The 24,767-nt window shown below is 70.3% G+C and carries 22 protein-coding genes and 1 other RNA gene; 19 read left to right on the top strand and 4 right to left on the bottom strand.

Annotation, left to right across the window (positions count from 1 at the left end):
• Nucleotides 1-8: 8 nt before the first annotated feature.
• From VEC03_RS02850 to htpX, 5 genes are all read left to right on the top strand, one after another.
• Nucleotides 9-746: an amino acid ABC transporter ATP-binding protein gene (locus VEC03_RS02850; protein WP_324912670.1), complete on the top strand. Its 738-nt coding sequence runs from the start codon at nucleotides 9-11 to the stop codon at nucleotides 744-746.
• Nucleotides 747-907: 161 nt separating this feature from the next.
• Nucleotides 908-1,954 carry a dihydroorotase gene (pyrC, locus tag VEC03_RS02845; protein WP_324912612.1) on the top strand — a complete coding sequence of 349 codons (1,047 nt, stop codon included), beginning with the start codon at nucleotides 908-910 and terminating at the stop codon, nucleotides 1,952-1,954.
• On the top strand, nucleotides 1,951-2,700 hold the full coding sequence (locus tag VEC03_RS02840) for an NYN domain-containing protein (protein WP_324912611.1): 750 nt from the start codon (nucleotides 1,951-1,953) through the stop codon (nucleotides 2,698-2,700). The genes pyrC and VEC03_RS02840 overlap by 4 nt, the downstream gene beginning before the upstream one ends.
• Nucleotides 2,701-2,708: 8 nt before the next feature.
• Nucleotides 2,709-3,443: a DUF3025 domain-containing protein gene (locus VEC03_RS02835; RefSeq protein ID WP_324912610.1), complete on the top strand. Its 735-nt coding sequence runs from the start codon at nucleotides 2,709-2,711 to the stop codon at nucleotides 3,441-3,443.
• A 98-nt stretch (nucleotides 3,444-3,541) separates the two neighbouring features.
• Entirely contained in the window at nucleotides 3,542-4,414 is an 873-nt protein-coding gene (htpX, locus tag VEC03_RS02830; protein ID WP_324912609.1) for a protease HtpX, read from the top strand.
• A gap of 85 nt (nucleotides 4,415-4,499) precedes the next feature.
• Here the strand turns inward: htpX and VEC03_RS02825 are convergent, their stop codons facing one another.
• Together VEC03_RS02825 and VEC03_RS02820 are read right to left on the bottom strand one after the other, a co-directional pair.
• Nucleotides 4,500-5,156, bottom strand: coding sequence for a ProQ/FINO family protein (locus VEC03_RS02825; RefSeq protein ID WP_324912608.1), 657 nt, complete (start codon nucleotides 5,154-5,156; stop codon nucleotides 4,500-4,502).
• Complete coding sequence (locus tag VEC03_RS02820; protein ID WP_324912607.1) at nucleotides 5,153-6,808, bottom strand: NAD(P)/FAD-dependent oxidoreductase; 1,656 nt, start codon at nucleotides 6,806-6,808, stop codon at nucleotides 5,153-5,155. The genes VEC03_RS02825 and VEC03_RS02820 overlap by 4 nt, the downstream gene beginning before the upstream one ends.
• Before the next feature lie 63 nt (nucleotides 6,809-6,871).
• Here VEC03_RS02820 and rnpB point away from each other — a divergent pair.
• Nucleotides 6,872-7,204: RNase P RNA component class A (rnpB, locus tag VEC03_RS02815), an RNA gene on the top strand.
• 148 nt (nucleotides 7,205-7,352) lie between these two features.
• On the opposite strand, the gene VEC03_RS02810 is transcribed toward rnpB, so the two are convergent.
• Complete coding sequence (locus VEC03_RS02810) at nucleotides 7,353-8,984, bottom strand: MBL fold metallo-hydrolase (RefSeq protein WP_324912606.1); 1,632 nt, start codon at nucleotides 8,982-8,984, stop codon at nucleotides 7,353-7,355.
• A 59-nt stretch (nucleotides 8,985-9,043) separates the two neighbouring features.
• Here VEC03_RS02810 and dapF point away from each other — a divergent pair, with 59 nt between their 5' ends.
• From dapF to VEC03_RS02795, 3 genes are read left to right on the top strand one after another with little or no spacing between them, the layout of a single operon-like run.
• Entirely contained in the window at nucleotides 9,044-9,904 is an 861-nt protein-coding gene (gene dapF / locus VEC03_RS02805) for a diaminopimelate epimerase (protein WP_324912605.1), read from the top strand.
• On the top strand, nucleotides 9,901-10,599 hold the full coding sequence (locus tag VEC03_RS02800) for a DUF484 family protein (RefSeq protein ID WP_324912604.1): 699 nt from the start codon (nucleotides 9,901-9,903) through the stop codon (nucleotides 10,597-10,599). Before dapF ends, VEC03_RS02800 begins: the two co-directional genes overlap by 4 nt.
• A 5-nt stretch (nucleotides 10,600-10,604) precedes the next feature.
• A complete protein-coding gene (locus tag VEC03_RS02795) occupies nucleotides 10,605-11,537 on the top strand; it encodes a tyrosine recombinase XerC (protein WP_324912603.1) in 933 nt (310 codons plus the stop codon).
• Between the two features lie 17 nt (nucleotides 11,538-11,554).
• Here VEC03_RS02795 and VEC03_RS02790 read toward each other — a convergent pair whose 3' ends face one another.
• Nucleotides 11,555-13,264 (bottom strand): sensor domain-containing diguanylate cyclase, encoded by a 1,710-nt coding sequence (locus VEC03_RS02790; protein WP_324912602.1) that lies wholly within the window; start codon nucleotides 13,262-13,264, stop codon nucleotides 11,555-11,557.
• Nucleotides 13,265-13,388: 124 nt separating this feature from the next.
• On the opposite strand from VEC03_RS02790, the gene VEC03_RS02785 reads away from it, so the two are divergent.
• The 10 genes from VEC03_RS02785 (at nucleotide 13,389) to VEC03_RS02740 (ending at nucleotide 24,767) form a co-directional block, all read left to right on the top strand.
• On the top strand, nucleotides 13,389-14,441 hold the full coding sequence (locus VEC03_RS02785; RefSeq protein WP_324912601.1) for a GTP-binding protein: 1,053 nt from the start codon (nucleotides 13,389-13,391) through the stop codon (nucleotides 14,439-14,441).
• 446 nt (nucleotides 14,442-14,887) lie between these two features.
• Nucleotides 14,888-15,727, top strand: a complete 840-nt coding sequence (gene dksA, locus VEC03_RS02780; RefSeq protein WP_414708449.1) for an RNA polymerase-binding protein DksA — start codon at nucleotides 14,888-14,890, stop codon at nucleotides 15,725-15,727.
• 36 nt (nucleotides 15,728-15,763) lie between these two features.
• A complete protein-coding gene (locus VEC03_RS02775) occupies nucleotides 15,764-17,644 on the top strand; it encodes an STAS domain-containing protein (protein ID WP_324912600.1) in 1,881 nt (626 codons plus the stop codon).
• A 131-nt stretch (nucleotides 17,645-17,775) separates the two neighbouring features.
• Complete coding sequence (hslV, locus tag VEC03_RS02770; RefSeq protein WP_324912599.1) at nucleotides 17,776-18,327, top strand: ATP-dependent protease subunit HslV; 552 nt, start codon at nucleotides 17,776-17,778, stop codon at nucleotides 18,325-18,327.
• Nucleotides 18,327-19,628, top strand: a complete 1,302-nt coding sequence (hslU, locus tag VEC03_RS02765) for an ATP-dependent protease ATPase subunit HslU (protein WP_324912598.1) — start codon at nucleotides 18,327-18,329, stop codon at nucleotides 19,626-19,628. The genes hslV and hslU overlap by 1 nt, the downstream gene beginning before the upstream one ends.
• A 237-nt stretch (nucleotides 19,629-19,865) precedes the next feature.
• A complete protein-coding gene (gene mraZ / locus VEC03_RS02760) occupies nucleotides 19,866-20,294 on the top strand; it encodes a division/cell wall cluster transcriptional repressor MraZ (protein WP_324912597.1) in 429 nt (142 codons plus the stop codon).
• 10 nt (nucleotides 20,295-20,304) lie between these two features.
• Entirely contained in the window at nucleotides 20,305-21,216 is a 912-nt protein-coding gene (gene rsmH / locus VEC03_RS02755; protein ID WP_324912596.1) for a 16S rRNA (cytosine(1402)-N(4))-methyltransferase RsmH, read from the top strand.
• 52 nt (nucleotides 21,217-21,268) lie between these two features.
• Nucleotides 21,269-21,544 (top strand): cell division protein FtsL, encoded by a 276-nt coding sequence (ftsL, locus tag VEC03_RS02750; protein ID WP_324912595.1) that lies wholly within the window; start codon nucleotides 21,269-21,271, stop codon nucleotides 21,542-21,544.
• Nucleotides 21,541-23,274, top strand: a complete 1,734-nt coding sequence (locus VEC03_RS02745; RefSeq protein WP_324912594.1) for a penicillin-binding protein 2 — start codon at nucleotides 21,541-21,543, stop codon at nucleotides 23,272-23,274. The genes ftsL and VEC03_RS02745 overlap by 4 nt, the downstream gene beginning before the upstream one ends.
• Nucleotides 23,274-24,767 carry a UDP-N-acetylmuramoyl-L-alanyl-D-glutamate--2,6-diaminopimelate ligase gene (locus VEC03_RS02740; protein WP_324912593.1) on the top strand — a complete coding sequence of 498 codons (1,494 nt, stop codon included), beginning with the start codon at nucleotides 23,274-23,276 and terminating at the stop codon, nucleotides 24,765-24,767. Before VEC03_RS02745 ends, VEC03_RS02740 begins: the two co-directional genes overlap by 1 nt.

Raw genomic sequence — 24,767 nt, 5'->3', positions numbered from 1 at the left:
AGCAACCCATGATCGACGTCCGCAACGTGTCCAAGTGGTACGGGCCGGTGCAGGTGCTCCAGGACTGCTCGGTGCGCATCGACAAGGGCGACGTGGTCGTCGTGTGCGGGCCCTCGGGCTCGGGCAAGTCCACCCTGATCAAGACCGTCAACGCGCTGGAGCCGATCCAGAAGGGCGACATCTTCGTCGACGGCATCCACGTCAACGGGCCCAAGACCGACCTGCCCAAGCTGCGCAGCCGCGTCGGCATGGTGTTCCAGCATTTCGAGCTGTTCCCGCACCTGTCGGTGACCGAGAACCTCACCATCGCGCAGGTCAAGGTGCTGGGCCGCAGCACCGACGAGGCGAAGAAGCGCGGGCTCAAGATGCTCGACCGCGTCGGGCTGATGGCGCACAAGGACAAGTTCCCCGGCCAGCTCTCCGGCGGCCAGCAGCAGCGCGTGGCCATCGCCCGCGCGCTGTCGATGGACCCGGTCGTCATGCTGTTCGACGAGCCGACCTCGGCGCTGGATCCCGAGATGGTCGGCGAGGTGCTGGACGTGATGGTCAACCTGGCCCGCGAGGGCATGACCATGATGGTCGTCACCCACGAGATGGGCTTTGCCCGCAAGGTCGCCAACCGCGTGATCTTCATCGACGTGGGCGGCCGCATCCTGGAAGACTGCAGCAAGGACGACTTCTTCGGCAACCCCGAAGCGCGCCAGGCGCGGACCAAGGACTTCCTGAACAAGATCCTGGCGCACTAGGGTTCACCGGGAAAACGCTGCGCGTTTTCCCGGTGGTTCTGAACAGTTGGGCCAGGCCCGGCGAAGCCGGTTCCTGGCCCAAGGTGTGTTCGCGCTGCATGTCATTCCGCGTGAACGGTTCGACCTGCGGTCGGGTCATGCCGTCTGGGACAATCCAGCCCATGTTGCAGACGCTCACGATCACCCGCCCCGACGACTGGCACCTGCACGTGCGCGACGGGGCGGCCCTGGCCGCCGTGGTGCCGCACTCGGCGGCCCAGTTCGGCCGGGCCATCGTCATGCCCAACCTGAAGCCGCCGGTGACCACGGCCGCGCAGGCGGCGGCGTACCGGGCCCGCATCCTCGAGGCCGTGCCGAGGGGCGTGGCCTTCGAGCCGCTGATGACGCTGTACCTCACCGACCGGCTACCGCCGGAGGAGATCCGGCGCGCGCGCGAGGCCGGCGTGGTGGCCGTCAAGCTCTATCCGGCCGGTGCCACCACCAACAGCGACGCCGGCGTCACCGACATCCGCAAGGCCTGGCCCACGCTGGAGGCGATGCAGCGTGAAGGCCTGCCGCTACTGGTGCACGGCGAAGTGACGTCGCCGGAAGTTGATTTGTTCGACCGCGAGGCGGTGTTCATCGAGCAGCAACTGGTCCCGCTGCGGCGCGACTTCCCCGGCCTGAAGATCGTGATGGAACACATCACCACCCGGGAGGCGGCCCAGTACGTCCAGGATTCGGATGCGCTCACGGCCGCCACCATCACCGCGCACCACCTGCTCTACAACCGCAACGCCATCTTCACCGGCGGCATCCGCCCGCACTACTACTGCCTGCCGGTGCTCAAGCGCGAGACCCACCGTGTCGCACTGGTGCAGGCGGCCACCTCGGGCAACCCGAAGTTCTTCCTGGGCACCGACAGCGCCCCACACCCGGCCCACCTGAAGGAACACGCCACCGGCTGTGCCGGCTGCTACACGGCGCATGCGGCCATGGAGCTGTACGCCGAAGCCTTCGAGGCCGCCGGTGCGCTCGACCGGCTGGAGGGCTTCGCCAGCTTCCACGGGCCCGACTTCTACGGGCTGCCGCGCAACAGCGGCACGCTGGTGCTGCAGCGCACCGAGTGGACCGTCCCCGACGGCTATGCATTCGGGGATGCGCAGCTCAAGCCGCTGCGGGCCGGAGAGACGCTGCGGTGGAAGGCCGTGGTTGGGGCGGGCGCATGACGCCGCGCGCACGCGTGGCGCTGCTGATCGATGCCGACAACGCGCCGGCCTCGCAGATCGACGTCATCCTGAACGAGCTGTCGACCTTCGGCGAGACCAGCATCCGCCGCGCCTACGGCAACTGGAAGAAGTCCGAGCTGCGCGGCTGGGAGGAGATCCTGCACGAGCACGCGATCCGGCCGATGCAGCAGTTCGACTATTCCAAGGGCAAGAACGCCAGCGACATGGCGATGGTGATCGACGCGCTGGACCTGCTCTACACGGATGCGCCGGACGCCTTCGGGATCGTCTCCTCCGACGCCGACTTCACCCCGCTGGTGATGCACCTGCGAGCCAAGGGCGCGGCGGTCTACGGCTTCGGCCTGCGCAAGACGCCCGAGCCCTTCGTCAACGCCTGCTCGCGCTTCCTGTTCCTGGACAAGCTGCCACCCCCGGCGGCCGAGGCGGACGAGTCCGGCAGCGAAGCCCCGGGCACCCGCCTGCGCGCCACGACCGCGCAGCTCAAGCAGGACACCCGGCTCGTCATGCTGTTGCGCAACGCCGTCGAGGCCGCCGCCGACGACCAGGGCTGGGCGCGGGTGGGTGCCGTCGGCCAGCAGATCGCCAACCAGGCGTCCTTCGACCCGCGCAACTACGGCTATGCCACCCTGACCAAGCTGCTGGTGGCGACCCAGTTGTTCGAAGTGGCGGACGAAGGGAAGTCGAGCGTCATGGTTCGCGACAAGCGCAACCGCTCGCGCTCCTGAGGCCCCGCGTGCAGCCGTGGTCGATCGACTGGGGCGCGCCCTGGTTCCAGCCCCTGCGCGAGCCGGGCGAGCGGGTGGCGGCCCGGGTGGCGCAGGGATCCTCGGTCGCGCAGGCGCTGGGCGCCGAGCCGGATCCGCCCGTGCGCTTCGTCGCGCAATCGGCGTTGCCCGACGGCGAGCCCTACGAGCGCTTCATCTTCGAGCAGCGCGCCTGCCCCACCCGCGACAACCTGCACGACTTCTTCAACGGCCTGTGCTGGCTGCGCATGCCGAAGACCAAGCGGCGGCTGAACGAGCTGCAGGCGGCGCAGATCGCCGCCAACGGGATCGGGGGCCGGCGGGGGCCGGTGCGGGATGCCGGCACGCTGTTCGACGAGAACGGCGCCCTGCTGCAGGCGCCGGCGCCGATCTGGGACTCGCTGCTGGCGCGCGACTGGCGGGCCCTGTTCATCGAGCTGCGGCCGCTCTGGTCGCGGGCGCGCGTGATGGTGTTCGGCCACGCGCTGCTGGAACAGCTGGCCCGGCCGCGCAAGAACCTGACCGCCCATGTCTGGGCCGAGCCCTGCCCGCTGGCGACCCCGGAGGAGGCCGACGCCTGGCTCTCCCGGCGCTGCACGGCGCAGCGGCTGGCCGCCAAGCCGTTCACCCCGCTGCCGGTGCTGGGCATCCCCAACTGGTGGCCGGAGAACCAGAACTTTTCCTGGTACGACGACTCGACGGTATTCCGGCCGGGTCGGCGCTGAAACCGGGCAGAATTCCGGCCTCGCGCGCCGGTCCAGCCTCTTGATTTCGGCCGCCGGCCACCTCATCTTCGCGCGGCAACCTTCGTCAACGGAGCCTTATGAAACGCATCGTCCTGTTCCTGGCCACCAACCTCGCCGTCGTGGTGGTGCTGGGTGTCGTCGCCAGCCTGCTGGGCGTCAACCGGTATCTCACGGCCAACGGGCTGAACCTGGGGGCACTGCTGGGCTTCGCCTTCATCATGGGCTTCGGCGGCGCCTTCATCTCGCTGCTGCTGTCCAAGCCGATCGCCAAGTGGAGCTCGGGCGTGCAGGTGATCGACGGGACCGGCTCGGCCGACGAGGCCTGGATCGTCGAGACGGTGCGCCGCTTCGCCGAAAAGGCCGGCATCGGCATGCCCGAGGTCGGCATCTTCCCCGGCGAGCCCAACGCCTTCGCCACCGGCGCCTTCAAGAACAGCGCGCTGGTCGCCGTGTCCACCGGCCTGCTGCAGGGCATGACCCGCGACGAGGTCGAGGCCGTGATCGGCCACGAAGTGGCCCACATCGCCAACGGCGACATGGTCACCATGACGCTGATCCAGGGCGTGATGAACACCTTCGTGGTGTTCCTGTCGCGCGTGATCGGCTACGTCGTCGACGGCTGGCTCAGCCGCGGCGAGCAGCGCTCGGGCCCCGGCATCGGCTACTTCGTCACGACCATCGTGCTGGACATCCTGCTGGGCTTCCTGGCCGCCATCATCGTGGCCTGGTTCTCGCGCCAGCGCGAGTTCCGCGCCGACCGCGGCTCGGCCGAGCTGATGGGCCGCCGCCAGCCCATGATCAACGCCCTGGCGCGCCTGGGCGGCATGGTCCCCGGCGAGCTGCCCAAGGGCCTGCAGACGGCCGGCATCACCTCCGGCGTGGGCAAACTGTTCTCCACCCACCCGCCGATCGAGGAGCGCATCGCGGCGCTGCAGCAGGCGCAGGGCTGAAATCCGCGCTGGCGTTGGAAGAAGGCCGCCCTCGGGCGGCCTTTCTGCATTCGCGCCGGCGCAGGAAGGTCGGTCGAGAGGCGGGTCAGCCCGCCAGCTGCCTCACCTCGCCCGCCGTCAGCCCGTACATCTCGGCGAACTCCTCCGCCGTCTTGCCGCTGGCCTGGAAGGCGCGGCGCAGGGCTTCCACCCGGGCGCTCTTCTGGCCCAGCGCCATCAGCGCCTCTTCCAGCAGTCCGCGAGCCGGCTCCGGCGCTCCGCCGAAGCGCTCGCGGTAACCGTCCCGCCCCAGGCCCGATCGCTCGACGGCCTCGGCCAACTGCGACACTGCACGCTGGCGCGCGGCCGGCTCCTGCGGCGTGCCGCTCTTGCGCCGGTACAGCTCGACGATGGCGTGGTGCACGTGTTCCGGCGCGACCGGCTCCACCGGCTGGCCGCCCAGGTCGTGCCGCGGCAGTCCGCCCGCGACCGCTTCCAGGTAGCGGTTGGAGCGTGTGTGCAGCCCCAGCGCGACCTTCAGTTCGTCGGCCGGCAGGCGGTCCGGGTGCGCGGCCCGCAGGTCCTCGAACACGCCCAGCTTGAGCGGCAGGAAGCGCACGCCGAACAGGCCGGGATACAGCTCGAACAGGGTGTGCAGCAGCGGATGCAACGGGCGCGCCGGGCGCTTGCGGCGCGCGGCGCCCCCCGGGCTGGCGGGTGCCGGCGCGGCCGGCTGCGGGGCGGGTGGATGGGTGTCGTTCATGTCGTGGTTCCGTCCAGGGCGCCGGCGGCCGCGAGGCTGCGCGCCACCGCCTCGCCGACCTTGATGCCGTCCACGCCGGCCGACAGGATGCCGCCGGCGTAACCGGCACCTTCGCCGGCGGGATAGAGGCCGCGCACGTTCAGGCTCTGCAGGTCCTCGCCGCGCGGGATGCGCAGCGGCGAGGAGGTGCGGGTCTCGACGCCGGTCAGCACCGCATCGGGCCGGTCGAAGCCCGGGATCGTGCGGCCGAAGGCCGGCAGCGCCTCGCGCAGGGCCTCGATCGCATACGGCGGCAGGGCCGGGTGCAGGTCGCCCAGCTTCACGCCCGGCTTGTAGGAAGGCAGCACGTCGCCGAATTGCGAGGACGGGCGGCCGGCGATGAAGTCGCCCACCAGCTGCCCCGGCGCGTCGTAGTTGCCGCCGCCCAACTCGAAGGCGCGCGACTCCAGCTCCCGCTGCAGCGCCACGCCGGCCAGCGGCCCGCTGGGGTAGTCGCGCGGCTCGATGCTCACCACGATGCCGGCGTTGGCGTTGCGCTCGTTGCGCGAGTACTGGCTCATGCCGTTTGTGACCACCCGCTGCGGCTCGGAGGTCGCCGCCACCACCGTGCCGCCCGGGCACATGCAGAAGCTGTAAACGGCGCGCCCGTTGCTGGCGTGGTGCACCAGCTTGTAATCGGCGGCGCCCAGCAGCGGATGGCCGGCGTGCCTGCCCCAGCGGGCGCGATCGATCATCCCTTGCGGGTGCTCGATGCGGAAGCCGATCGAGAAGGGCTTGGCCTCCAGCTGCACGCCGCGCGCGTGCAGCGCCTCGAAGGTGTCGCGCGAGCTGTGGCCCAAGGCCAGCACCACGTGGTCGGCGCGCAGCTCGGAGGTGGCGCCCGTGTCCTGGTGCAGCACCTTCAGCCCGCGCAGCTGCCCGCCTTCGATCACGAAGTCCGTCACGCGCTGCTGGAATCGCACCTCGCCTCCCAGCGCGATGATCTGCTCGCGCAGGCTCTCCACCACCTTCACCAGCTTGAAGGTGCCGATGTGCGGGTGCGCGACGTACAGGATCTCCTCCGGCGCGCCGGCGTCGACGAACTCGCGCATCACCTTGCGGCCGAGGAAGCGCGGGTCCTTGATCTGGCTGTACAGCTTGCCGTCCGAGAAGGTGCCGGCGCCGCCTTCGCCGAACTGCACGTTGCTCTCCGGATGCAGTTCGCGCCGGCGCCACAGGCCCCAGGTGTCCTTGGTGCGCTGGCGGACGGTCTTGCCCCGCTCCAGCACGATGGGGCGAAGGCCCAACTGCGCCAGCACCAGCGCGGCGAAGATGCCGCAGGGGCCGAAGCCGATCACCACCGGTCGCGGTTGAGGGGCGATGCGAGCCTCCACGGGCAGGCGCCAGGCCATGTCGGGGGTGGGAGCGACGCGCGGGTTCGCGGCCAGGCGCTGCAGCACGGCCGCCTCGGCCTCCGCGTCGGCCAGCGCCAGGTCCACGATGAAGACGGCCAGCAGCTCGGCCTTGCGCGCATCGAAGCTGCGCTTGAAGACCTCCAGCCGCGCGATGGCGTCGGGCGCCACCCCCAGCAGGGCGGCCGCGGCGGCGCGCAGGGCGGGCTCAGGCTGTTCGGCCTGCGCGAGCGGCAGTTTGAGTTCGGCGATGCGGATCACGGCTTGTGTTCATCAAGCAGGCCGCCTGCGGGCTGCAGGCGGGTCCGGGATAATACGCGGCGTGAAGCACGCCAGGCCGCCGCTGGTGCGATCGTGGAAACACGGCACTGGAGGAAGGTCCGGACTGCACAGGGCAGCGTAGCAGGCAACACCTGTCCACCGCGAGGTGAGGATCAGAGCAACAGAGACGAGTCGGCGCGTCCCGCAGGGGCGCGCCGGGTGAAACGGGCAATCTCTACGCGCAGCAATACCAAGTAGGCCGACGTAGACCTGGTCCCGGGGAGTCGGCGGGTAGGTAGCACCGAGCCGGTGGGGCGACCCCCGGCCCAGAGGAATGGCGGCCACGGCGCGGGCAACCGCGCCGCACAGAATCCGGCCTACAGGCGTGCTTCACACCTTTCTTCATCGAGAAAACGCTTCGCGTTTCCTCGATGGTTCCTGATCAGTTGGGCATGGACCGGCAAAGCCGGATCCATGCCCAAAGGGTGTTCGCGCTGCATGCTATTCCGCGCGAACGGGTCGACCTGCGGTCGGCGAAAACCCTTCAGGCCAGGCCCAGCGCCTGGATGCGCTGCACGTGGGCGAGCAGGGAGCGCTGCGCCAGCGGCCACACCTTGGGCGGCACGTCGTCGTAGGCGAGCGGGACCCAGTCCTCCAGCGAGCCGCCGGGGCGGGCGCGCATGGCGGCGATCACCTTGGCTTCGCGCTGCAGGCGATGGCTTTTCAGCTGGGCGATGGCGCCGCGCGCCGAGCCCAGCACGTGGCCGTGCGCCGGCAGGATGAACTCGATGCCGTGGGCCACGCAGGCGGCGTCCAGCCGGTCCAGGGAGTCGAGGTAGGCGGTCATCTCGCCGTCCGGCGGGTCGACCACCGTGGTGCTGCCGTTGAGGATGTGGTCGCCGGAGAACAGCAGGCCATCCTCCAGCAGCACCAGGCACAGGTGGTTGGCGGCGTGGCCCGGCGTGTGGATCACCTGCAGCTGGTGGCCCTCGCCATCGCCTTCCAGCGCGAGCACCTCGCTGTCGGCCAGCGCCCGGTCGGGCGCGAAGCTGCTGCCCGGCCGCGCCGTCGGCAGCGAGGGCAGGCCCAGGATGGGCGGCCGGCCGGCGCACATCGCCTGCAGGGGCCTGGCCCCGGGGGCGTGGTCCGGGTGCGAATGGGTGCACACGATCATCCGGATGTCGCCGCCGGCTGCCTGCCACAGCTTGCGCAGGTGCTGCGGATCGTCGGGGCCGGGGTCGATGGCGACATGGCCCGTGGCGGCGTCGCCCACCAGGTAGCTGTTGGTGCCCGGGCCGGTCATGAAACCCCCGTTGGGCGCGGTCAGCCGCTGCACGTTCTTCAGCAGGGGCACGGCCCTGTCGCTCTGCCAGTCCAGGTGGTGGACGATCTGGCCGTCCGGTGCGACCAGCTGCAGCTCGCCATAGGGCATGTCCTGCTCCATGAAGCGCGCTTCCTTCCCGCCCAGCCAGCCGGCACGCGGGCAGCTGCGCCACAGCGGCTCCTCACTGGTGCAGGCGGCCAGCACCGCATCCACGCTGTCGAAGCGGCGCAGCCGCTCCAGCGTGCGGATGGTCGGGAAGATCATGAAGAAGTTGCCGGCCTCGTGCCGGGCCAGCGCGTCGGCCGGGCGCACCCACACCGGTTCGAACTGCTCGGCCTCGTCGGCCTGCGGCTGCTGGCCTTCGGGCATGCGCGCCACCAGGAAGGGCACGTCGAAGCGGCGCGGCAGGTCGCGGTCGGTGATCCAGTGCGCCAGCACGTACACCTGCTCGGCGGCCAGGGTCAGGCCGCGCGCACGGCATTGCTCGGCAAAGGGGGCCCGCCGGTCCAGCGCAGCGATGTCGGCGTGACCGGCGAAGCGGCCGTCGGCATGGCGGGCCAGCAGCACGCCCAGCTCCTCGAAGCTCTCGCGGATGGCGGCAATGGCCTGGGTCAGGTGGAGGTCGCTCTGGGTCGGCCGGCGGGCGGCGATCGCATGCGCAGCGGCGTCGGCCGGGTCGATGCCGCCGCCGGGAAACACGTAGGCGCCGGGCGCGAAGGAGGCCGTGGCGGAACGGCGCGTCATCAGCAGTTCCGGGCCCTGGTTCGTGTCCCGCATCAGGAGCACGGTCGCCGCGGCGCGGGTGGGAACGGGTTCGCGCTGCGGATGCAGCAGTTGCGTGGCTCTGACCATCTGGCGATTACAGCAGACAAGCCCGTGCCACCGCCGTCACAGCCGCGATAATCCGGCCCATGCGGATCCGGTTCACCAAGATGCAGGGCGCGGGCAACGACTTCGTCGTGCTCGACGAGACCCGCCGCCCGCTGCAGCTCACGCCGGCGCAGTACCGCTTCCTGGCCGACCGCCACTTCGGCGTCGGCGCCGACCAGATCCTGTCGGTGCGGCCCTCGCCGGGCCCCGGCATCGACTTCGAGTACGTGATCCACAACGCCGACGGTGGCGAGGTCGAGCAGTGCGGCAACGGCGCCCGCTGCTTCGTGCGCTACGTGCGCGACAAGGGCCTGGCCGCGCGCGACCACCTGCGCGTGCAGACGATGTCGGGCGTGATCGAGCCGCGCCTGAACCCGGACGGCCGCGTCACCGTCGACATGGGCCCGCCGGTGTTCGAACTGTTGGCCATTCCCTTCGATGCCGCCGGCCTGCAGCCGCAGCCGGCGGGCAGCTGGCAGAAGTGGCCGCTGGCGCTGGGCGATGGCGCCGAGGTCGCGGTGGCCGTGCTGTCCATGGGCAATCCGCACGCGGTGCAGGAGGTCGAGGACGCCGAGGCGGCCCCGGTGGCCGTCCAGGGCCCCCTGATCGAGACGCACGCCCGCTTTCCGCGGCGCGTGAATGCCGGCTTCCTGGAATACGTCGACCGCGGCCGGGTGCGGCTGCGGGTGTGGGAACGCGGCGCCGGCGAGACGCTGGCCTGCGGTACCGGCGCCTGCGCGGCGGTGGTGGCCGGCATCCGCCTGGGCCGGCTGGACCCCCGCGTGGACGTCGAGACCCGCGGCGGCCGGCTCACCATCGAGTGGGCGGGCGAGGGCGCTTCGGTCTTCATGACCGGCCCGGCCGTGACCGTGTTCGAAGGCGAGATCGAGGTACCCGAATGAACCATCCCATCCCCAGCGTGCCGCCCATCACCGAGGACGACATCGCCAACTACCTGGCGAATTCGCCCGACTTCTTCGAGCGCCACGCGCAGCTGCTGGCCAGCGTGCAGCTGACCAGCCCGCACGGCAGTCGCGCGGTCAGCCTGCAGGAACGGCAGGCCGAGATGTTGCGCGAGAAGATCAAGGCGCTGGAGCACCGCATCATGGACATGGTGCGGCACGGCAACGAGAACGTGGTGATCGCCGACCGCCTGCACCGCTGGGCCCGCAACATCATGCTGGTGCGCTCCAAGCATGCGCTGCCGGCGACCATCGCCTCGGAGATCATGACCCAGTTCATGGTGCCGCAGGTCGCGATCAAGGTCTGGGGCGTGGCGCCGCACTTCGCTGCGGAGGAATTCGCCACCGGCGTGACCGAGGACGCCAAGAGCTTCGCCTCCTCGCTGACCCAGCCCTACTGCGGCGTCAACTCCGGCTTCGAGGCCGTGAACTGGCTGGAGGACAAGGCCATGGCCATGTCCGTGGCGCTGCTGCCGCTGCGCGTGGGCGGGCTGCACAACGCCTCGCGCGCCTTCGGCATGCTGGTGCTGGCCTCGCCCGACCCGCAGCGCTTCGCCGCCGGCATGGGCACCGACTTCCTGGAGCGCATCGCGGAGCTGGCGGCCGCGGCGCTCTCGCGGCTGCGCGACGAGTAAGGTCGATGCAGCCCGGCGACACGGCCCTGGTCGAACAGTACCTGGAGCACGTACGCGTCGAGAAGCGGCTGGCGCAGCGCACCGTCGAACTCTATGCACTGGATTTGCAGAAGCTCGGGCAGCTGGCCGACGAGGCCGGCGTCGAGCTGCTGCGGGTGCAGGCGGCGCACGTGCGGCGCTGGGTGGCGCAGATGCACGGCTCCGGGCGCAGCGGGCGCGGCATCGCGCTGATCCTCTCCGGCTGGCGCGGCTTCTACGCCTGGCTCGGCCGCCTGGGGCGGGTGGGCAGCAACCCGGTGCAGGACGTGCGCGCACCCAAGTCCCCGCGGCCCCTGCCGAAGGCGCTGGGGGTGGACGACGCCATGCAGCTGGCCGAACACCACGACGACCAGGCCGACCCGGTGCTGGAAGCGCGCGATGCGGCCATCGTCGAACTGTTGTACGGCTGCGGGCTGCGGGTGGGCGAGCTGGTCGGGCTGGACGCGCAGGCCAGCGCGGGAGCACGCGGCTGGGTCGACGTGCAGGCCGCGGAGGCGCACGTGCTGGGCAAGGGCAGCAAGCGCCGCACGGTGCCGATCGGGCGCAAGGCGGTGCAGGCGCTGGAACACTGGCTGGCGGCCCGGCCCGGCCTGGCCGGCCAGGATCCGGCGCTGTTCATAGGCCGCGGCGGCAGGCGGCTGTCGGCGCAGGCGATCTGGCTGCGCCTGCGCCAGCGCAGCCTGCGCGCCGGCCTGGCCACGCCGGTGCACCCGCACATGCTGCGGCACTCTTTCGCCAGCCACGTGCTGCAGTCCAGCGGCGACCTGCGCGCGGTACAGGAACTGCTGGGCCACGCCAACATCGCCACCACGCAGGTCTACACCCGGCTCGATTTCCAGCACCTGGCCGCGGCCTACGATGCGGCGCATCCGAGGGCGCAGCGGAAGTCGAAAGGCTAGGCGTTTGGCCGGGGCCATCAGCGGATGGTGAAAACCGCCCGCTTGCTGTCGGAAGGCACGCGCGCCAGCACGGCACCCAGGCGCTCGATCACCTGCTTCGCATCGCTGCCGTTCGGCACCACGGTCTGCGCCACCCGCACCTGCGCCACCCAGCCCATGGGCTTGCCCTTGAACGGCATCAGGCAGCGCGCCACCACCTTGGCGCCGGTGCCGACCGCCTCCAGCGGCGCCAGCGGACCCTCGACGATCATGCCGAAGCGGTGTTCCGACAGCCGGGCGACGCTGTCGATGTCGCGCACCGTCGACAGCAGCCGGCCGGCCACCAGCAGCGGCATCTCCTCCGCCTCGCGCCGGTCGAAGTCGCGCCGGATCTGGTCGACGTTGGCGATGTCCACCAGCAGCACCACGCTCTGCAGCTTCAGGCGCTCGCTGCGCGCGATCAGCCGCGACAGCCGCTCCACGAACACCTCCCCCCGGATCAAACCGGTGGCCGGATCGGTGCGTTCCAGTCCATGGATGCGGCGCAGGTTCTCGCGGCGGTCCTGGCTGCGCCGCGCCAGCAGTGCCAGCAGCACCGGCATCTCGATGGCGATGCCGATCTGCATGCCGTAGGTGCTCCAGAAGCCGATCGGGATCAGGCCCCAGGTGCGCGCCAGCGGGAAGGCCGCACCCAGCAGCACCGGCGTCATGCCGGCCAGCAGCCAGCCGGCATTGCGGTCGCCCCGCCGCGCGGCCCACAGGTTGACCAGCAAGCCCGCCGAGATGTTCAGGATGATGGTGGGCACCATCAGGCGCACGCGCCAGCCCGGCGGCACCAGCGGGATGGCGGCAGCGGCCAGCAGGCACAGCAGCGCCACGACCACCAGCAGCCGGTGCAGCGGCCGCGAGCGCTGCGGCAGCGAGATCACCGCCGAGAAGAACCACAGCAGCGTGGCGCTGGCGACCAGCGGCAGCGCCAGCACCGCGATGTCGTTCCACCAGGCCAGCGTGGGCCACAGGTGCAGGCCGGCGACGCCGGTCAGGGACGCCTGCGCCAGCCCCATCAGCAGCACCGTGACGGCATACCAGCCGAAGGCGCGCTCGCGCAACGCCGCCGCGCCCAGCAGCGCCAGCAGCACCGACAGGCCGGCCAGCCCGAAATAGATGCCGAGGATGAAGCCGGTGCGCTGCTCCTGCTGCACCAGCTGGCGCTCGCTCGTGAACAGCAGCGGGGCGCCGAAGCTGTGCGGGTTCTCCACCCGCACGTAGAACTGCTGCGGCTCGCCCGCCACCAGCTGCAGCGGCAGCAGCGGGTGCCGGTGCGGCAGCGGCCAGCGCGCCACCGGCAGCTTGTCGCCGGCCGACTGCGAGGTCCAGCGGCCGCCCGGGTCTGCGGCGTACAGCGTGACCCGGTCGACGGCGGGGTAGGGGACCTCGAGGAACCAGCGCTCGCTGTCGCGGGTCTCGGCCAGCGTGAACCGGAACCAGAGGGCGGCGCCCTCCTGCAGGGGGTACACCGTGTCGGGCGCCGTGGCGCGCCAGGGGATGGTGTCCTGCATGACGTCGGCCAACCGGGCCCGCCCTTCGGGGTCCAGCCAGCTGGAGCCGGCCGTGCCCAGCGCCGCCAGCCCTTCGGCCGGATCGAGCGCGACCACGCGATCCGCATGGGCCGCCGGCGCGGCGGCCAGCAACAGCATTGACAGGCCCGCCGCCACCCGGGCGGCCAGCCCCCTCCACCAGGTCCCCATCGTTCGTGTTCCCCGTCTCCGGGGCGCATTCTCTCCTGTTGCCGGGCTGGCCGACCCCACTGGCCTTCAGGAGGATGGGGGACCGCTACACTCGGCGACCTTCCGATTCCGGCACAGCGCGACCATGAGCCTCATTCCCGCCACCATCCTCACCGGCTTCCTCGGTTCGGGGAAGACCACGCTGCTCAAGCGCGTGCTCAGCGAGTCGCACGGCCAGAAGATCGCCGTCATCGAGAACGAGTTCGGCGAGGAGAACATCGACAACGACATCCTGGTGACCGAGTCGCAGGAGCAGATCGTGCAGATGAGCAATGGCTGCATCTGCTGCACCATCCGCGAGGACCTGCGCGCCACCCTGCAGCTGCTGGCCGCCAAGAAGCGCAAGGGCCTGCTGGATTTCGACCGGGTGGTGATCGAGACCACCGGCCTGGCCGATCCCGGCCCCGTGGCGCAGACCTTCTTCATGGACGACGAGATCGCCGAGACCTACCTGCTCGACTCGATCCTGACGCTGGTCGACGCCAAGCACGCCGCGCAGCAGCTGAACGACCGCCAGGAGGCCCGCCGCCAGGTGGGCTTCGCCGACCAGATCTTCATCAGCAAGACCGACCTGGTCGCCCGCGAGGAGACCGAGGCGCTGATGCACCGCCTCAAGCACATGAACCCGCGCGCGCCGCAGAAGCCGGTGCACTTCGGCGAGGTGCCGATCCAGGAGGTGTTCGACCTGCGCGGCTTCAACCTGAATGCCAAGCTGGAGATCGACCCGGAGTTCCTGAAGGAGGACGAGCACGACCACCACGACCATGACCACGAGCATGGCGAGCACTGCGACCACCCCTCGCACGCGCACGAGGGGCACGGCCACCACCATCACCACGACGACGACGTCAAGAGCTTCGTCTTCCGCTCGGACCGGCCGTTCGACCCGGCCAGGCTGGAGGACTTCCTGGGCGCGGTGGTGAACATCTACGGGCCGCGCATGCTGCGCTACAAGGGCGTGCTGAACATGAAGGGCACCGACCGCAAGGTCATCTTCCAGGGCGTGCACCAGCTCATGGGCAGCGACCTGGGCCCGGCCTGGACCGAGGGCGAGCCGCGCACCAGCAAGATGGTGTTCATCGGCATCGACCTGCCGCGCGACATCTTCCTGCAGGGCCTGGAGCAGTGCCTGGCGTGAGCCGGGCGCAGCCCGCCTGAGCCGAACGGAACGCCCGCGTGCTGCTGTCCTTGCTCCAACGGATGGGGTTTCCCCTCGGCTTGCCTTGGCAGGCATGGGCAGGGGAGCCGCGGGGGCGTGGGCAAAACCCCGATACCCACGTCGGCGTGCCCGACAATCAGGGTATAACTCGCTCCGATGAAGGCGACCCCAACGACAAGACGCAGGCCGGGAGCATGGCTCCCAGAGCCGGCGCTGCGAGGAGACGGAACGTGAAGCCCCAACCCAAGGCCCCGGCCAAAGCCGCCAAGGCGGCTGCCAAGAAGACCCCGGCCAAGACCGCTGCGAAGACGGCGGTGAAGAAGGCGCCCGCCAAGAAGGCGCCTGTCGCGAAGAAGGCTTCCGCGCCGAAGGCCGCCACGACCAAGGCACCGGCGAAGACCGCGGCCAAGGTTCCCCCGAAGAAGGTGCCCGCCAAGGTGTCCAAGGCGCCGCCAGCGCGCAAGGCATCCGCTGCTCCCACCCCGGCGCCGGCCAGCCGCAAGGCTGCCGCGCCCGCGAAGGCCTCCGTGAAGAAAACAACCGCCACCGCCACCCGGCCGGCCGCTGCGCCGGCGAAGGCGAGTGCCCGACCAACCCCCGTAGCCCCTACGCCGGCTCCCGCCATGCCGCCGCGGCCGACGCCCGCCGACATGCAGGCGATGCCTGCGCGCGCGACCCGGCCGTCGGCCCGGCTGGCGCAGATCACCGTGCCCTCGATGGCGCAGTCGGTCGCGTCCACCGCCGCCAAGGCCAGCTACATCCAGACCCCCAGTTCATCCGTGCTGACCCCACCTCCCCTCGTCAACGTCAAGAAAGACCCGAAGCTCGCCAACAACTGGAAGACCAAGCCCGCGGAGGAACTGACCGACGCGGAAGTGCTGGCGATGCCGGATGCGGAGTACATGAACGACAAGCAGATGGCGTTCTTCCGCAACAAGCTGGTGCAGCTCAAGCAGGACATCCTGAACAACGCCGGCGAGACCACCGAGCACCTGCGCGAGGACACGGTCATCGTGCCCGACCCGGCCGACCGCGCCACCATCGAGGAGGAGCATGCGCTGGAACTGCGCACGCGCGACCGCGAGCGCAAGCTGCTGAAGAAGATCGAGCAGTCCATCGCCCGCATCGACGCCGGCGACTACGGCTACTGCGACGAGACCGGCGAGCCGATCGGCGTGGGCCGGCTGCTCGCACGGCCCACCGCCACGCTGTCGCTGGAGGCGCAGCAGCGCCGAGAGCTCAAACAGAAGATGTTCGGCGACTGACGCCGCGTCTTCAGCATCTGAGGCAGTACCCGGAACATGCCGAAGGACGAGAGCCCCGGTCTTTTCTCCAAGGTAGTCAAGTTCGTCCGCAACCCGGGCGGAAGCTGGTCCGACGGCGGTCCGGAGAGCGAGCACGAAAGCTCGTACTCCAAGCAGATGCTCAAGGAGATGATCGAGCGCAAGCGGCGCAACGACTTCGTGCGCAAGCGCGAGTTCGACATGCTCCGCAAGATGCGCCGCAGCGAGGTGATGGCGGGCCAGGACCCCGCGGCCCGCCCCTCGTTCTTCCAGAGCTCGATGCCGTCCAAGCCGGACGACCGCGCCAGCACCCTCAAGAAGATCGACGAGATCGAGGCGCAGATGTCCATGCAGTGGTGGAAGACCAAGCATGGCAGCGACGCGACGCGCACGGCCAGCACGCCGTTCCCCACCTCCGGCCTGCCGCCCGAGTCCGCGCCCCGGCCGGTGGCCGGCACCACGGTCCAGGGCAGTCTGCCGCCAGCCGGTGCGCCCGCGCAGCCTGCGCCTTCGGCCCCGACCGCGCCGCCGGTGGTGCCCGTGACCGCCAGTGCCAGCGCCTACGTGCGCACCGAGCCGCAGCCGCTGGCGCACGCGGCGGAACCGGCCGCCACGCCGGCGCCGGCTCCGATGCTCGAATCGATCGAGCCGGCGGCCTTGCGCAAGGTCGCCGCCCCGGACCCGAGGTCGGGGCCGCCCTCGCTCGGGGGCGCGCGGCATCCGCTGTACGCCGGGCCCGAGTCGGGCGGCGCGAGCGGCTTCTCCGCCTCCAAGCTGTTCGCCATCGACGTCGAGGAATTCGCGCACGACCCGGAGCTGGAGGAAGCCGCGATCCGCTTCGCCAACGGCGACGACGCGGGCGCGGAGGCCGGCCTGATGGAAGTGCTGGGGCCCGGCGGCTCGCGCATCGAGCACGACGAGACCTGGCTCACGCTGTTCGACCTGTATCGCGCCACCGGGCAGCAGGACCGCTTCGAAAGCGCCGCGATCGACTTCGCCGGCCGCTTCGGCCGCTCGGCCCCGCAATGGATCTCGCTTCCCGAGGTGGTCGGCCGGATGGGCGCGTCGCCCACCACGCCCGCTGCCGGCGGCGCGGTGGCCGACTGGACCTGCCCGTCCTCCCTGGGCACGCAGACGCTGGCGGCGCTCAACGCCGCGCTCGCCCGCTCGGCGCAGCCCTGGCGCCTGTCCTGGGCCAAGCTGGCCACGATCGAGGAGGCGGCGATCGAAGGGCTGACCAAGCTGTTCACCCAGTGGGCGTCGCAGCCGCTGCAGCTGCGCTTCATCGGAGCCGACAACCTCGAGCGCGTGCTCCGTGAGGCCACGCCCTCGGGTGACAAGTCCACCCCGCCGGGCTACTGGAAGCTGCGCATGGAAGTGCTGCGCGTGATGCACCGGCCCGACGAATTCGAGCTGGTCGCGCTGGACTACTGCGTGACCTACGAAGTCTCCCCGCCCTCGTGGGAGAGCGCCCGTTGCGACTACAAGCCGTTGCAGGCCGACGGTTCGGTGGTCGCGAGCAACACCATCATCGGCGACGCCTTCCGCGATTCGATGACCTCCGGCTTCACCGGCTTCGGCGAATCGCTGAGCGCCAGCCCGAGCTCGCAGATGGCCACCGTGGCGACGGTGGAGCTGGCTGGGCAGATCCTGGGCGATGCCAAGGAGGCGATCGACCTGCTGGACAGCAAGCTGGCGGGCGCCGACTTCATGGTGATTTCCTGTGCGCGACTGATCCGCATCGATTTCACCGCCGCGGGCACGCTGCTCAACTGGGTGAGCGCGCGCCAGGGCGAAGGGCGGCAGGTCCAGTTCATCGAAGTGAACCGGCTGGTGGCCGCCTTCTTCAACGTGATCGGCATCGGCGAGTGCGCGCGGGTGAGCGCGCGGCGCGACTGAAGCGCGGCGCCGCAGCGCGGCGCTGGCCCCCCCGCAATGCGCGAGCGCTGGCCGGTGACGCCGGCCGCCGCGCACCTTGCAAATGACAAAATGGCCCCGAACTGCCATCCGTCATTCTCGTCATTTCCCCCATGGAACCATTTCACGGCACGACCATCGTCAGCGTGCGCCGCAAGACCGCGGACGGACGCTGGCAAGTGGCGCTGGGCGGCGACGGCCAGGTCACCCTGGGCAACGTGGTCGTCAAGGGCTCGGCGCGCAAGGTGCGCAAGATCCACCACGACCGGGTGCTGGCCGGCTTCGCCGGAGCGACGGCCGACGCCTTCACGCTGTTCGAGCGCTTCGAGGCCAAGCTGGAGAAGCACCAGGGCCACCTGGTCCGTTCGGCGATCGAGCTGACCAAGGACTGGCGCACCGACCGCGTGCTGCGCCGGCTGGAGGCCATGCTGGCGGTGGCCGACCGCGAGGCCTCGCTGATCATCACCGGCAACGGCGACGTGCTCGAGCCCGAGCACGGGATCATCGCCATCGGCTCCGGCGGCTCCTATGCGCAGGCAGCGGCCCGCGCCCTGCTTGAGAACACCGAGATCGGCGCCCGCGACATCGTCAAGAAGTCGCTGGAGATCGCCGGCGAGCTGTGCATCTACACCAACATGAACCACACGATCGAGGTGCTGGACTGATGTCCTCCATGACCCCTCAGGAGATCGTCTCCGAACTCGACCGCCACATCGTCGGGCAGGCCGATGCCAAGCGGGCCGTGGCCATCGCGCTGCGCAACCGCTGGCGGCGCCAGCAGGTCGACGAGAAGCTGCGGCCGGAGATCACGCCCAAGAACATCCTGATGATCGGCCCCACCGGGGTCGGCAAGACCGAGATCGCGCGCCGGCTGGCCAAGCTGGCCGACGCGCCCTTCATCAAGGTCGAGGCCACCAAGTTCACCGAGGTCGGCTACGTCGGCAAGGACGTCGATGCCATCGTGCGCGACCTGGCCGAGATCGCCGTCAAGCAGACCCGGGTCGCCGAGATGCGCAAGGTCCGCACCCGGGCCGAGGACGCCGCCGAGGAGCGCGTGCTGGACGTGCTGGTGCCCGGAGTGGCGCCCGACAGCGCGGCGCGCCAGTCCTTCCGCAAGAAGCTGCGTGAGGGGCAGCTGGACGACAAGGACATCGAGATCGACGTCGCCGAGGCGCGACCTCAGCTGGAGATCATGGGCCCGGCCGGCATGGAGGAGATGACCGAGCAGTTGCGCGGCATGTTCAGTCAGTTCGGCGGCCAGCGGCGCAAGACCCGCAAGCTGAAGATCGCGGAGGCCATGAAGCTGCTGGTGGAGGAAGAGGCGGGCAAGCTGGTCAACGAGGACGAGATCAAGGCCCAGGCCATCCACAACGCCGAGCAGAACGGCATCGTCTTCATCGACGAGATCGACAAGGTGGCGGCGCGCAGCGAGGCCTCCGGCGCCGACGTCTCGCGCCAGGGCGTGCAGCGCGACCTGCTGCCGCTGGTGGAAGGCACCACCGTGTCGACCAAGTACGGCCCGGTGCGAACCGACCACATCCTGTTCATCGCCAGCGGCGCCTTCCACCTGGCCAAGCCCAGCGACCTGATCCCGGAACTGCAGGGCCGGCTGCCCATCCGGGTGGAGCTGGCATCCCTGTCGGTGCAGGACTTCGAGGCCATCCTGACCAGCACCCACGCCTCGCTGGTCAAGCAGTACCAGGCGCTGCTGGCGACCGAGGGCGTGAAGCTCGAGTTCACGCCGGAGGGCATTACACGGCTGGCGCACATCGCGTACGACGTCAACGAGCGCACCGAGAACATCGGTGCACGCCGGCTGTCCACCGTGATGGAGCGGCTACTGGACGAGGTCAGTTTCGAGGCGGCCCGGCTGGACGGCCAGACCGTCACCATCGACGCCGCCTACGTGGACGCGCGCTTGACCGAGCTCAGCCGAAACGAGGACCTTTCGCGCTACATCCTTTGACAATTGCGCTGAGCTTCATGTTCCACATGCAGAGGCTCGGCTAAGTCGTTCATTTAGAACGATTTTGACCGCGGTCGAGCTTGCAAAGCCGGCGCTAAGTCGTTGATTTACAAGCGAAAACGGCGCCGCTCGGCGCTTGCGGGCGAAGCTTTTCCTGCTACAGTGCAAAAAAGTGCAATTAAGTGGTGAAAGGTGCCTTCGCACCCCACTTCGGCACTCCAGCAGGCAGGCTCAGCGGTGTTCCAGGGTGCGTCGTCCGTCAGTCTCGATGCCAAGGGGCGGCTCTCCGTGCCGACCCGGCATCGCGACGTGCTGGCCGCCACCGCTGCCAACCAGCTCACGATCACGCGGCATCCGCACGGCTGCCTGATGATCTTTCCCCGCCCCGAGTGGGAAAAATTTCGCGACCGTATCGCTGCGTTACCGGTCGACGCCCAGTGGTGGAAGAGAATCTTCCTGGGCAACGCGATGGACGTGGAACTCGACGGCACGGGCCGCGTCCTCGTCTCGCCGGAATTGCGCAAGGCGGCCGGCATCACGCGCGAAACCATGCTGCTGGGCATGGGCAACCACTTCGAGCTCTGGGACAAGCCCACGTACGAGGCCAAGGAGGCCGAAGCCCTGGGTGGCCCGATGCCCGACGTGTTCAAGGACTTCTCTTTCTAGCGGCACGGCGGTGGACACCCGATGGCAACACACCACCGTCCTGTTGAACGAAGCGATCCAGGCGCTCCTCACCAGGCCCGATGCGACCTACGTCGATGCGACGTTCGGCCGCGGCGGCCACTCGCGCGCGCTCCTGCAGCGGCTCGGTCCCCAGGGGCGGCTGATTGCCTTCGACAAGGACCCGGAGGCGATCGAGTCCGCCGCGCGGATCGCCGATGCGCGTTTCTCGATCCGCCACCAGGGCTTCCGGGCGATCGGGGAACTGGGCCCGGCCAGCGTGGCCGGCGTGCTGCTCGACCTGGGCGTGAGCTCCCCCCAGATCGACAACCCCGCGCGGGGTTTTTCCTTTCGGAGCGACGGGCCCCTGGACATGCGCATGGACACCACGCGCGGCCAGAGCGTGGCGCAGTGGTTGGCAACGGCCGAGACCGGCCGCATCGCGGAGGTGATTCGTGACTACGGCGAAGAACGGTTTGCTGTTCCGATTGCAAAGGCGATTGTGGCTCGCCGACAGGAACGGGGCCCTGTTGCAAGCACCGCCGAACTGGCCGAGCTCGTGGCTCGCGCGGTCAAAACCCGCGAGCCGGGCCAGGATCCTGCAACGCGCACATTTCAGGCTCTTCGGATTTTCATCAACGCCGAGCTTGAAGAGCTGCAGGAAGCGCTAGGGGCGGCCTTGGACGTCCTCCAACCCGGCGGCCGGCTCGTGGCGATCAGCTTCCATTCGCTGGAGGACCGGATCGTCAAGCAGTTCATCGCGCGGCACTCGCGCGAGGTGGTCGATCGCCGGGCGCCCTTCGCCGCGCCGCAGCCCATGAAGCTGCGCGCGCTGGCGCGCGTCAAGCCCTCGGACGCCGAGGTCGCGGCCAACCCGCGCGCCCGCAGCGCCATCATGCGGGTCGCGGAAAGGACCGCCGCATGAGGCCCGCGCGCGTGGTTCGCTTCGGGCACATGGCTGCAAGGGGAGGCAGGCCGTGACCCGCCTCAACCTGGTCCTGCTGTTCGCCGTGCTGCTCAGCGCCATGCACCTGGTGCAGGTGCAGTACGACTCGCGCCGCCTGTATGCCGAGATCGAGAAGGCGCAGGCGCAGGCGCGCAAGCTGGAGGTCGAGCACGAGCGGCTGCAGGTGGACAAGCGCGCGCAGGCCACGCCGCTGCGGGTCGAGAAGCTGGCCAAGGAGCAGCTGAAGATGCGCCCGGCCGGCCCGGCCATCACGCAGTACATCGCCGCGAGGGTGCCGCAGCCATGACGCGCAGCGTGCTCTACACCTCCAGCCCGCTGCTGGCCAGCAAGACGCCGGTCTGGCGCAGCAAGTTCATGGTCGCCGGGCTGGCGCTGGGCTTCGCCACGCTGGCCGGCCGCGCCGCCTGGATCCAGGTGTTCGGCAACGACTTCTTCCAGCGCCAGGGCGAGGTGCGTTTCGCCCGCACGCTGGAGCTGCCGGCCAACCGCGGCCGCATCCTCGACCGCAACGGCCTGCTGCTGGCCACCAGCGTGCCCTCGCCCAGCATCTGGGCGATCCCCGAGGACGTCGATGCCGACAAGCGCAAGCTGGCGGAACTGGCGCGGCTGCTGGAAATGAGCCCGGCCGAGCTGGGGCGCAAGCTGCAGGACGAGGACAAGACCTTCGTGTGGCTCAAGCGGCAGGTGGACGAGCCGGTGGCGCAGCAGATCGCCGCGCTCGGGATCAAGGGCATCTACCAGCGGATGGAATACAAGCGCCGTTATCCCGAAGGCGAGGCGGCGGCGCACGTGGTCGGCTTCACCAACGTCGAGGACAAGGGCCAGGAGGGCATCGAACTGGCCTTCGACCAGGCGCTGGCCGGCCGCGCCGGCTCGCGCCGCGTGATCAAGGACCGGCTGGGCCGCATCATCGAGGACGTGGGCCAGCAGGTGCCGCCGGTGGACGGGCGCGACCTGCAGCTGTCGATCGACAGCAAGGTGCAGTTCTTCGCCTGGCAGAAGCTGCGCGACGCGATCGCCGAGCACAAGGCCAAGGCCGGCAGCGTGGTGGTGCTGGACGTGCAGACCGGCGAGGTGCTGGCGCTGGCCAACTACCCCAGCTACTCGCCGGCCAGGCGGCAGAACCTGACCGGCGCGCAGCTGCGCAACCGGGCGCTGACCGACACCTTCGAGCCGGGCTCGACGATGAAGCCCTTCATCGCCGCGCTGGCGCTGCAAAAGGGGCTGGTGCGGCCCGACACGGTGATCGACACGGCCCCCGGCCGCATGAGCATCGGCGGCTCCACCATCCGCGATTCGCACCCGCACGGCGAGCTGACCGTGGAGCAGGTGATCCAGAAGTCCAGCAACGTCGGCACCGTCAAGCTGGCGATGCAGATGTCGCCGCGCGACATGTGGGAGCTCTACACCGAGGCCGGCTTCGGCCAGAAGCCGCACGTGCCCTTCCCCGGCGCCGTCAGCGGCCGCCTGCGCCCGCCCAAGACCTGGCGCCCGATCGAGCAGGCCACCATGAGCTACGGATACGGGCTGTCGGCCAGCCTGTTCCAGCTGGCCCGGGCCTACACCGTGTTCGCGCGCGACGGCGAGCTGATCCCCGTGACGCTGCTCAAGGCCGAGGGCCCTGCCGTCGGGGTGCGCGTGATCGAGGCACGGCATGCCCGCGCGGTGCGGCACATGCTGCAGATGACCACCGGTCCGGGTGGCACCGCGCCCAAGGCGCAGACGGTGGGCTACTCGGTGGGTGGCAAGACCGGCACCGCGCACAAGCAGGAAGGCCGCGGCTACTCGGACAAGAAGTACCGCGGCTTCTTCGTCGGCATGGCGCCGATCGAGCAGCCGCGCATCGTGGTCGCGGTGATGATCGACGAACCCAGCAACGGCAAGTACTTCGGCGGCGACGTCGCCGCGCCGGTGTTCAGTGCCACGGTGCAGCAGACGCTGCGCCTGCTGGGCGTGCAGCCCGACATGAACGTCAAGCCGCAGGTGGTGGTGGACGCCGTGGAGGAGTCGTTCTGATGCAGCAACTGCGCACCCCCGGGGAAGCGGCGCGCTGGCTGCACGGCCGCGTGCGCGGCCAGCTCCACTGCGACAGCCGCCGGGTGGGACCGGGCGACGGCTTCATCGCCTGGCCCGGGGCGGCCACCGACGGGCGCCACCATGTGCCAAGCGCGCTGGCCCAGGGGGCCGCTGCCTGCCTGGTCGAGCGCGAGGGCGCGGAAGCCTTCGGCTTCCAGGACGAACGCATCGCCGGCTATGCGCAGCTGAAGGCCGCCACCGGCCCGATCGCGGCCGAGTACTACGGGCATCCGAGCGCGCAGTTGCAGGTGCTGGCCGTCACGGGTACCAACGGCAAGACCTCCACCGCGTGGTGGCTGGCCCAGGCGCTGTCGCGCCTGCCGGGCCACCGCTGGCCCTGCGCCGTGATCGGCACGCTGGGCAGCGGCCGGCCGCCGGCGCTGGCGTACAGCGGCATGACCACGCCCGACCCGGTGCTGATGCATGCGCAGTTCCGCGCCTTCGCCGACCAGGGCCTGAAGGCCTGCGCGATCGAGGCGTCCTCGATCGGCCTGCAGGAGCGGCGGCTCGATGGCACGCAGGTGGCGGTGGCGGTGTTCACCAACTTCACCCAGGACCACCTCGACTACCACGGCAGCATGGAGGCCTACTGGGCCGCCAAGGAGCAGCTGTTCCGCTGGCCGGGGCTGCGGGCGGCCGTGATCAACATCGACGACGGCAAGGGCGCGGCGCTGGCCGACGAGTTGCAGGACAGCGGGATCACGGTGTGGACCGTGTCGTCCGAGCGCCCCGCCCGCGTGCAGGCGGTCGACATCCGCTATGGCGCCACCGGGTTGCAGTTCGCCGTGCTCGGGCCTGGCGAGCGGCACGAGCTGGCTACCGAGTTGGTCGGCCAGTACAACGTGACCAACCTGCTGGGCGTGATCGCCGCCATGGGCGCGCTCGGCGTGCCGCTGGCCGACGCCGTGCGCGCGTGCGACGGCCTGTCCCCCGTGCCGGGCCGCATGGAGCGCCTGCAGCAGCCGGGGCAGCCGCTGGTGGCGGTGGATTACGCGCACACGCCGGACGCGCTGGACAAGGCGCTGCTGGCGCTGCGGCCGCTGGCGCTGCAGCGGGGCGGCCAGCTGTGGTGCGTGTTCGGCTGCGGCGGCGAGCGCGACGCCACCAAGCGGCCGCTGATGGCCGCCGTGGCCGAGAAGAACGCCGACCGGGTGGTGGTCACCAGCGACAACCCGCGCAGCGAGAAGCCCGAGGCCATCATCAGCCAGATCCTGCTCGGGCTGTCGCACCACGACAGCGTGGAAGTGCAGGCCGATCGCGCGCGGGCGATCGCGGAGACCATTGCCGCGGCCGGGCCGCAGGACGTGATCCTGCTGGCCGGCAAGGGCCACGAGGCCTACCAGGAAGCCGCCGGCGTGAAGCATCCGTTCGACGACCGCGAGCAGGCGCGGGCCGCGCTGGCGCAGCGTGCTGCGCAGGGAGCGGTCGCATGA

This window comes from Ramlibacter sp. (assembly GCF_035627355.1).
Taxonomy (GTDB): domain Bacteria; phylum Pseudomonadota; class Gammaproteobacteria; order Burkholderiales; family Burkholderiaceae_C; genus Ramlibacter.
This window is presented reverse-complemented; position numbering and strand designations above follow the sequence as displayed.

Excerpts from the sequence above, each read along its gene's own strand:
- VEC03_RS02850 (WP_324912670.1), top strand. The coding sequence starts at position 9 with ATGATCGACGTCCGCAACGTGTCCAAGTGGTACGGGCCGGTGCAGGTG.
- pyrC (WP_324912612.1), top strand. The coding sequence starts at position 908 with ATGTTGCAGACGCTCACGATCACCCGCCCCGACGACTGGCACCTGCAC.
- VEC03_RS02840 (WP_324912611.1), top strand. The coding sequence starts at position 1,951 with ATGACGCCGCGCGCACGCGTGGCGCTGCTGATCGATGCCGACAACGCG.
- htpX (WP_324912609.1), top strand. The coding sequence starts at position 3,542 with ATGAAACGCATCGTCCTGTTCCTGGCCACCAACCTCGCCGTCGTGGTG.
- VEC03_RS02825 (WP_324912608.1), bottom strand. The coding sequence starts at position 5,156 with ATGAACGACACCCATCCACCCGCCCCGCAGCCGGCCGCGCCGGCACCC.
- VEC03_RS02810 (WP_324912606.1), bottom strand. The coding sequence starts at position 8,984 with ATGGTCAGAGCCACGCAACTGCTGCATCCGCAGCGCGAACCCGTTCCC.
- dapF (WP_324912605.1), top strand. The coding sequence starts at position 9,044 with ATGCGGATCCGGTTCACCAAGATGCAGGGCGCGGGCAACGACTTCGTC.
- VEC03_RS02800 (WP_324912604.1), top strand. The coding sequence starts at position 9,901 with ATGAACCATCCCATCCCCAGCGTGCCGCCCATCACCGAGGACGACATC.
- VEC03_RS02795 (WP_324912603.1), top strand. The coding sequence starts at position 10,605 with ATGCAGCCCGGCGACACGGCCCTGGTCGAACAGTACCTGGAGCACGTA.
- VEC03_RS02790 (WP_324912602.1), bottom strand. The coding sequence starts at position 13,264 with ATGGGGACCTGGTGGAGGGGGCTGGCCGCCCGGGTGGCGGCGGGCCTG.
- VEC03_RS02785 (WP_324912601.1), top strand. The coding sequence starts at position 13,389 with ATGAGCCTCATTCCCGCCACCATCCTCACCGGCTTCCTCGGTTCGGGG.
- VEC03_RS02775 (WP_324912600.1), top strand. The coding sequence starts at position 15,764 with ATGCCGAAGGACGAGAGCCCCGGTCTTTTCTCCAAGGTAGTCAAGTTC.
- hslV (WP_324912599.1), top strand. The coding sequence starts at position 17,776 with ATGGAACCATTTCACGGCACGACCATCGTCAGCGTGCGCCGCAAGACC.
- hslU (WP_324912598.1), top strand. The coding sequence starts at position 18,327 with ATGTCCTCCATGACCCCTCAGGAGATCGTCTCCGAACTCGACCGCCAC.
- VEC03_RS02745 (WP_324912594.1), top strand. The coding sequence starts at position 21,541 with ATGACGCGCAGCGTGCTCTACACCTCCAGCCCGCTGCTGGCCAGCAAG.
- VEC03_RS02740 (WP_324912593.1), top strand. The coding sequence starts at position 23,274 with ATGCAGCAACTGCGCACCCCCGGGGAAGCGGCGCGCTGGCTGCACGGC.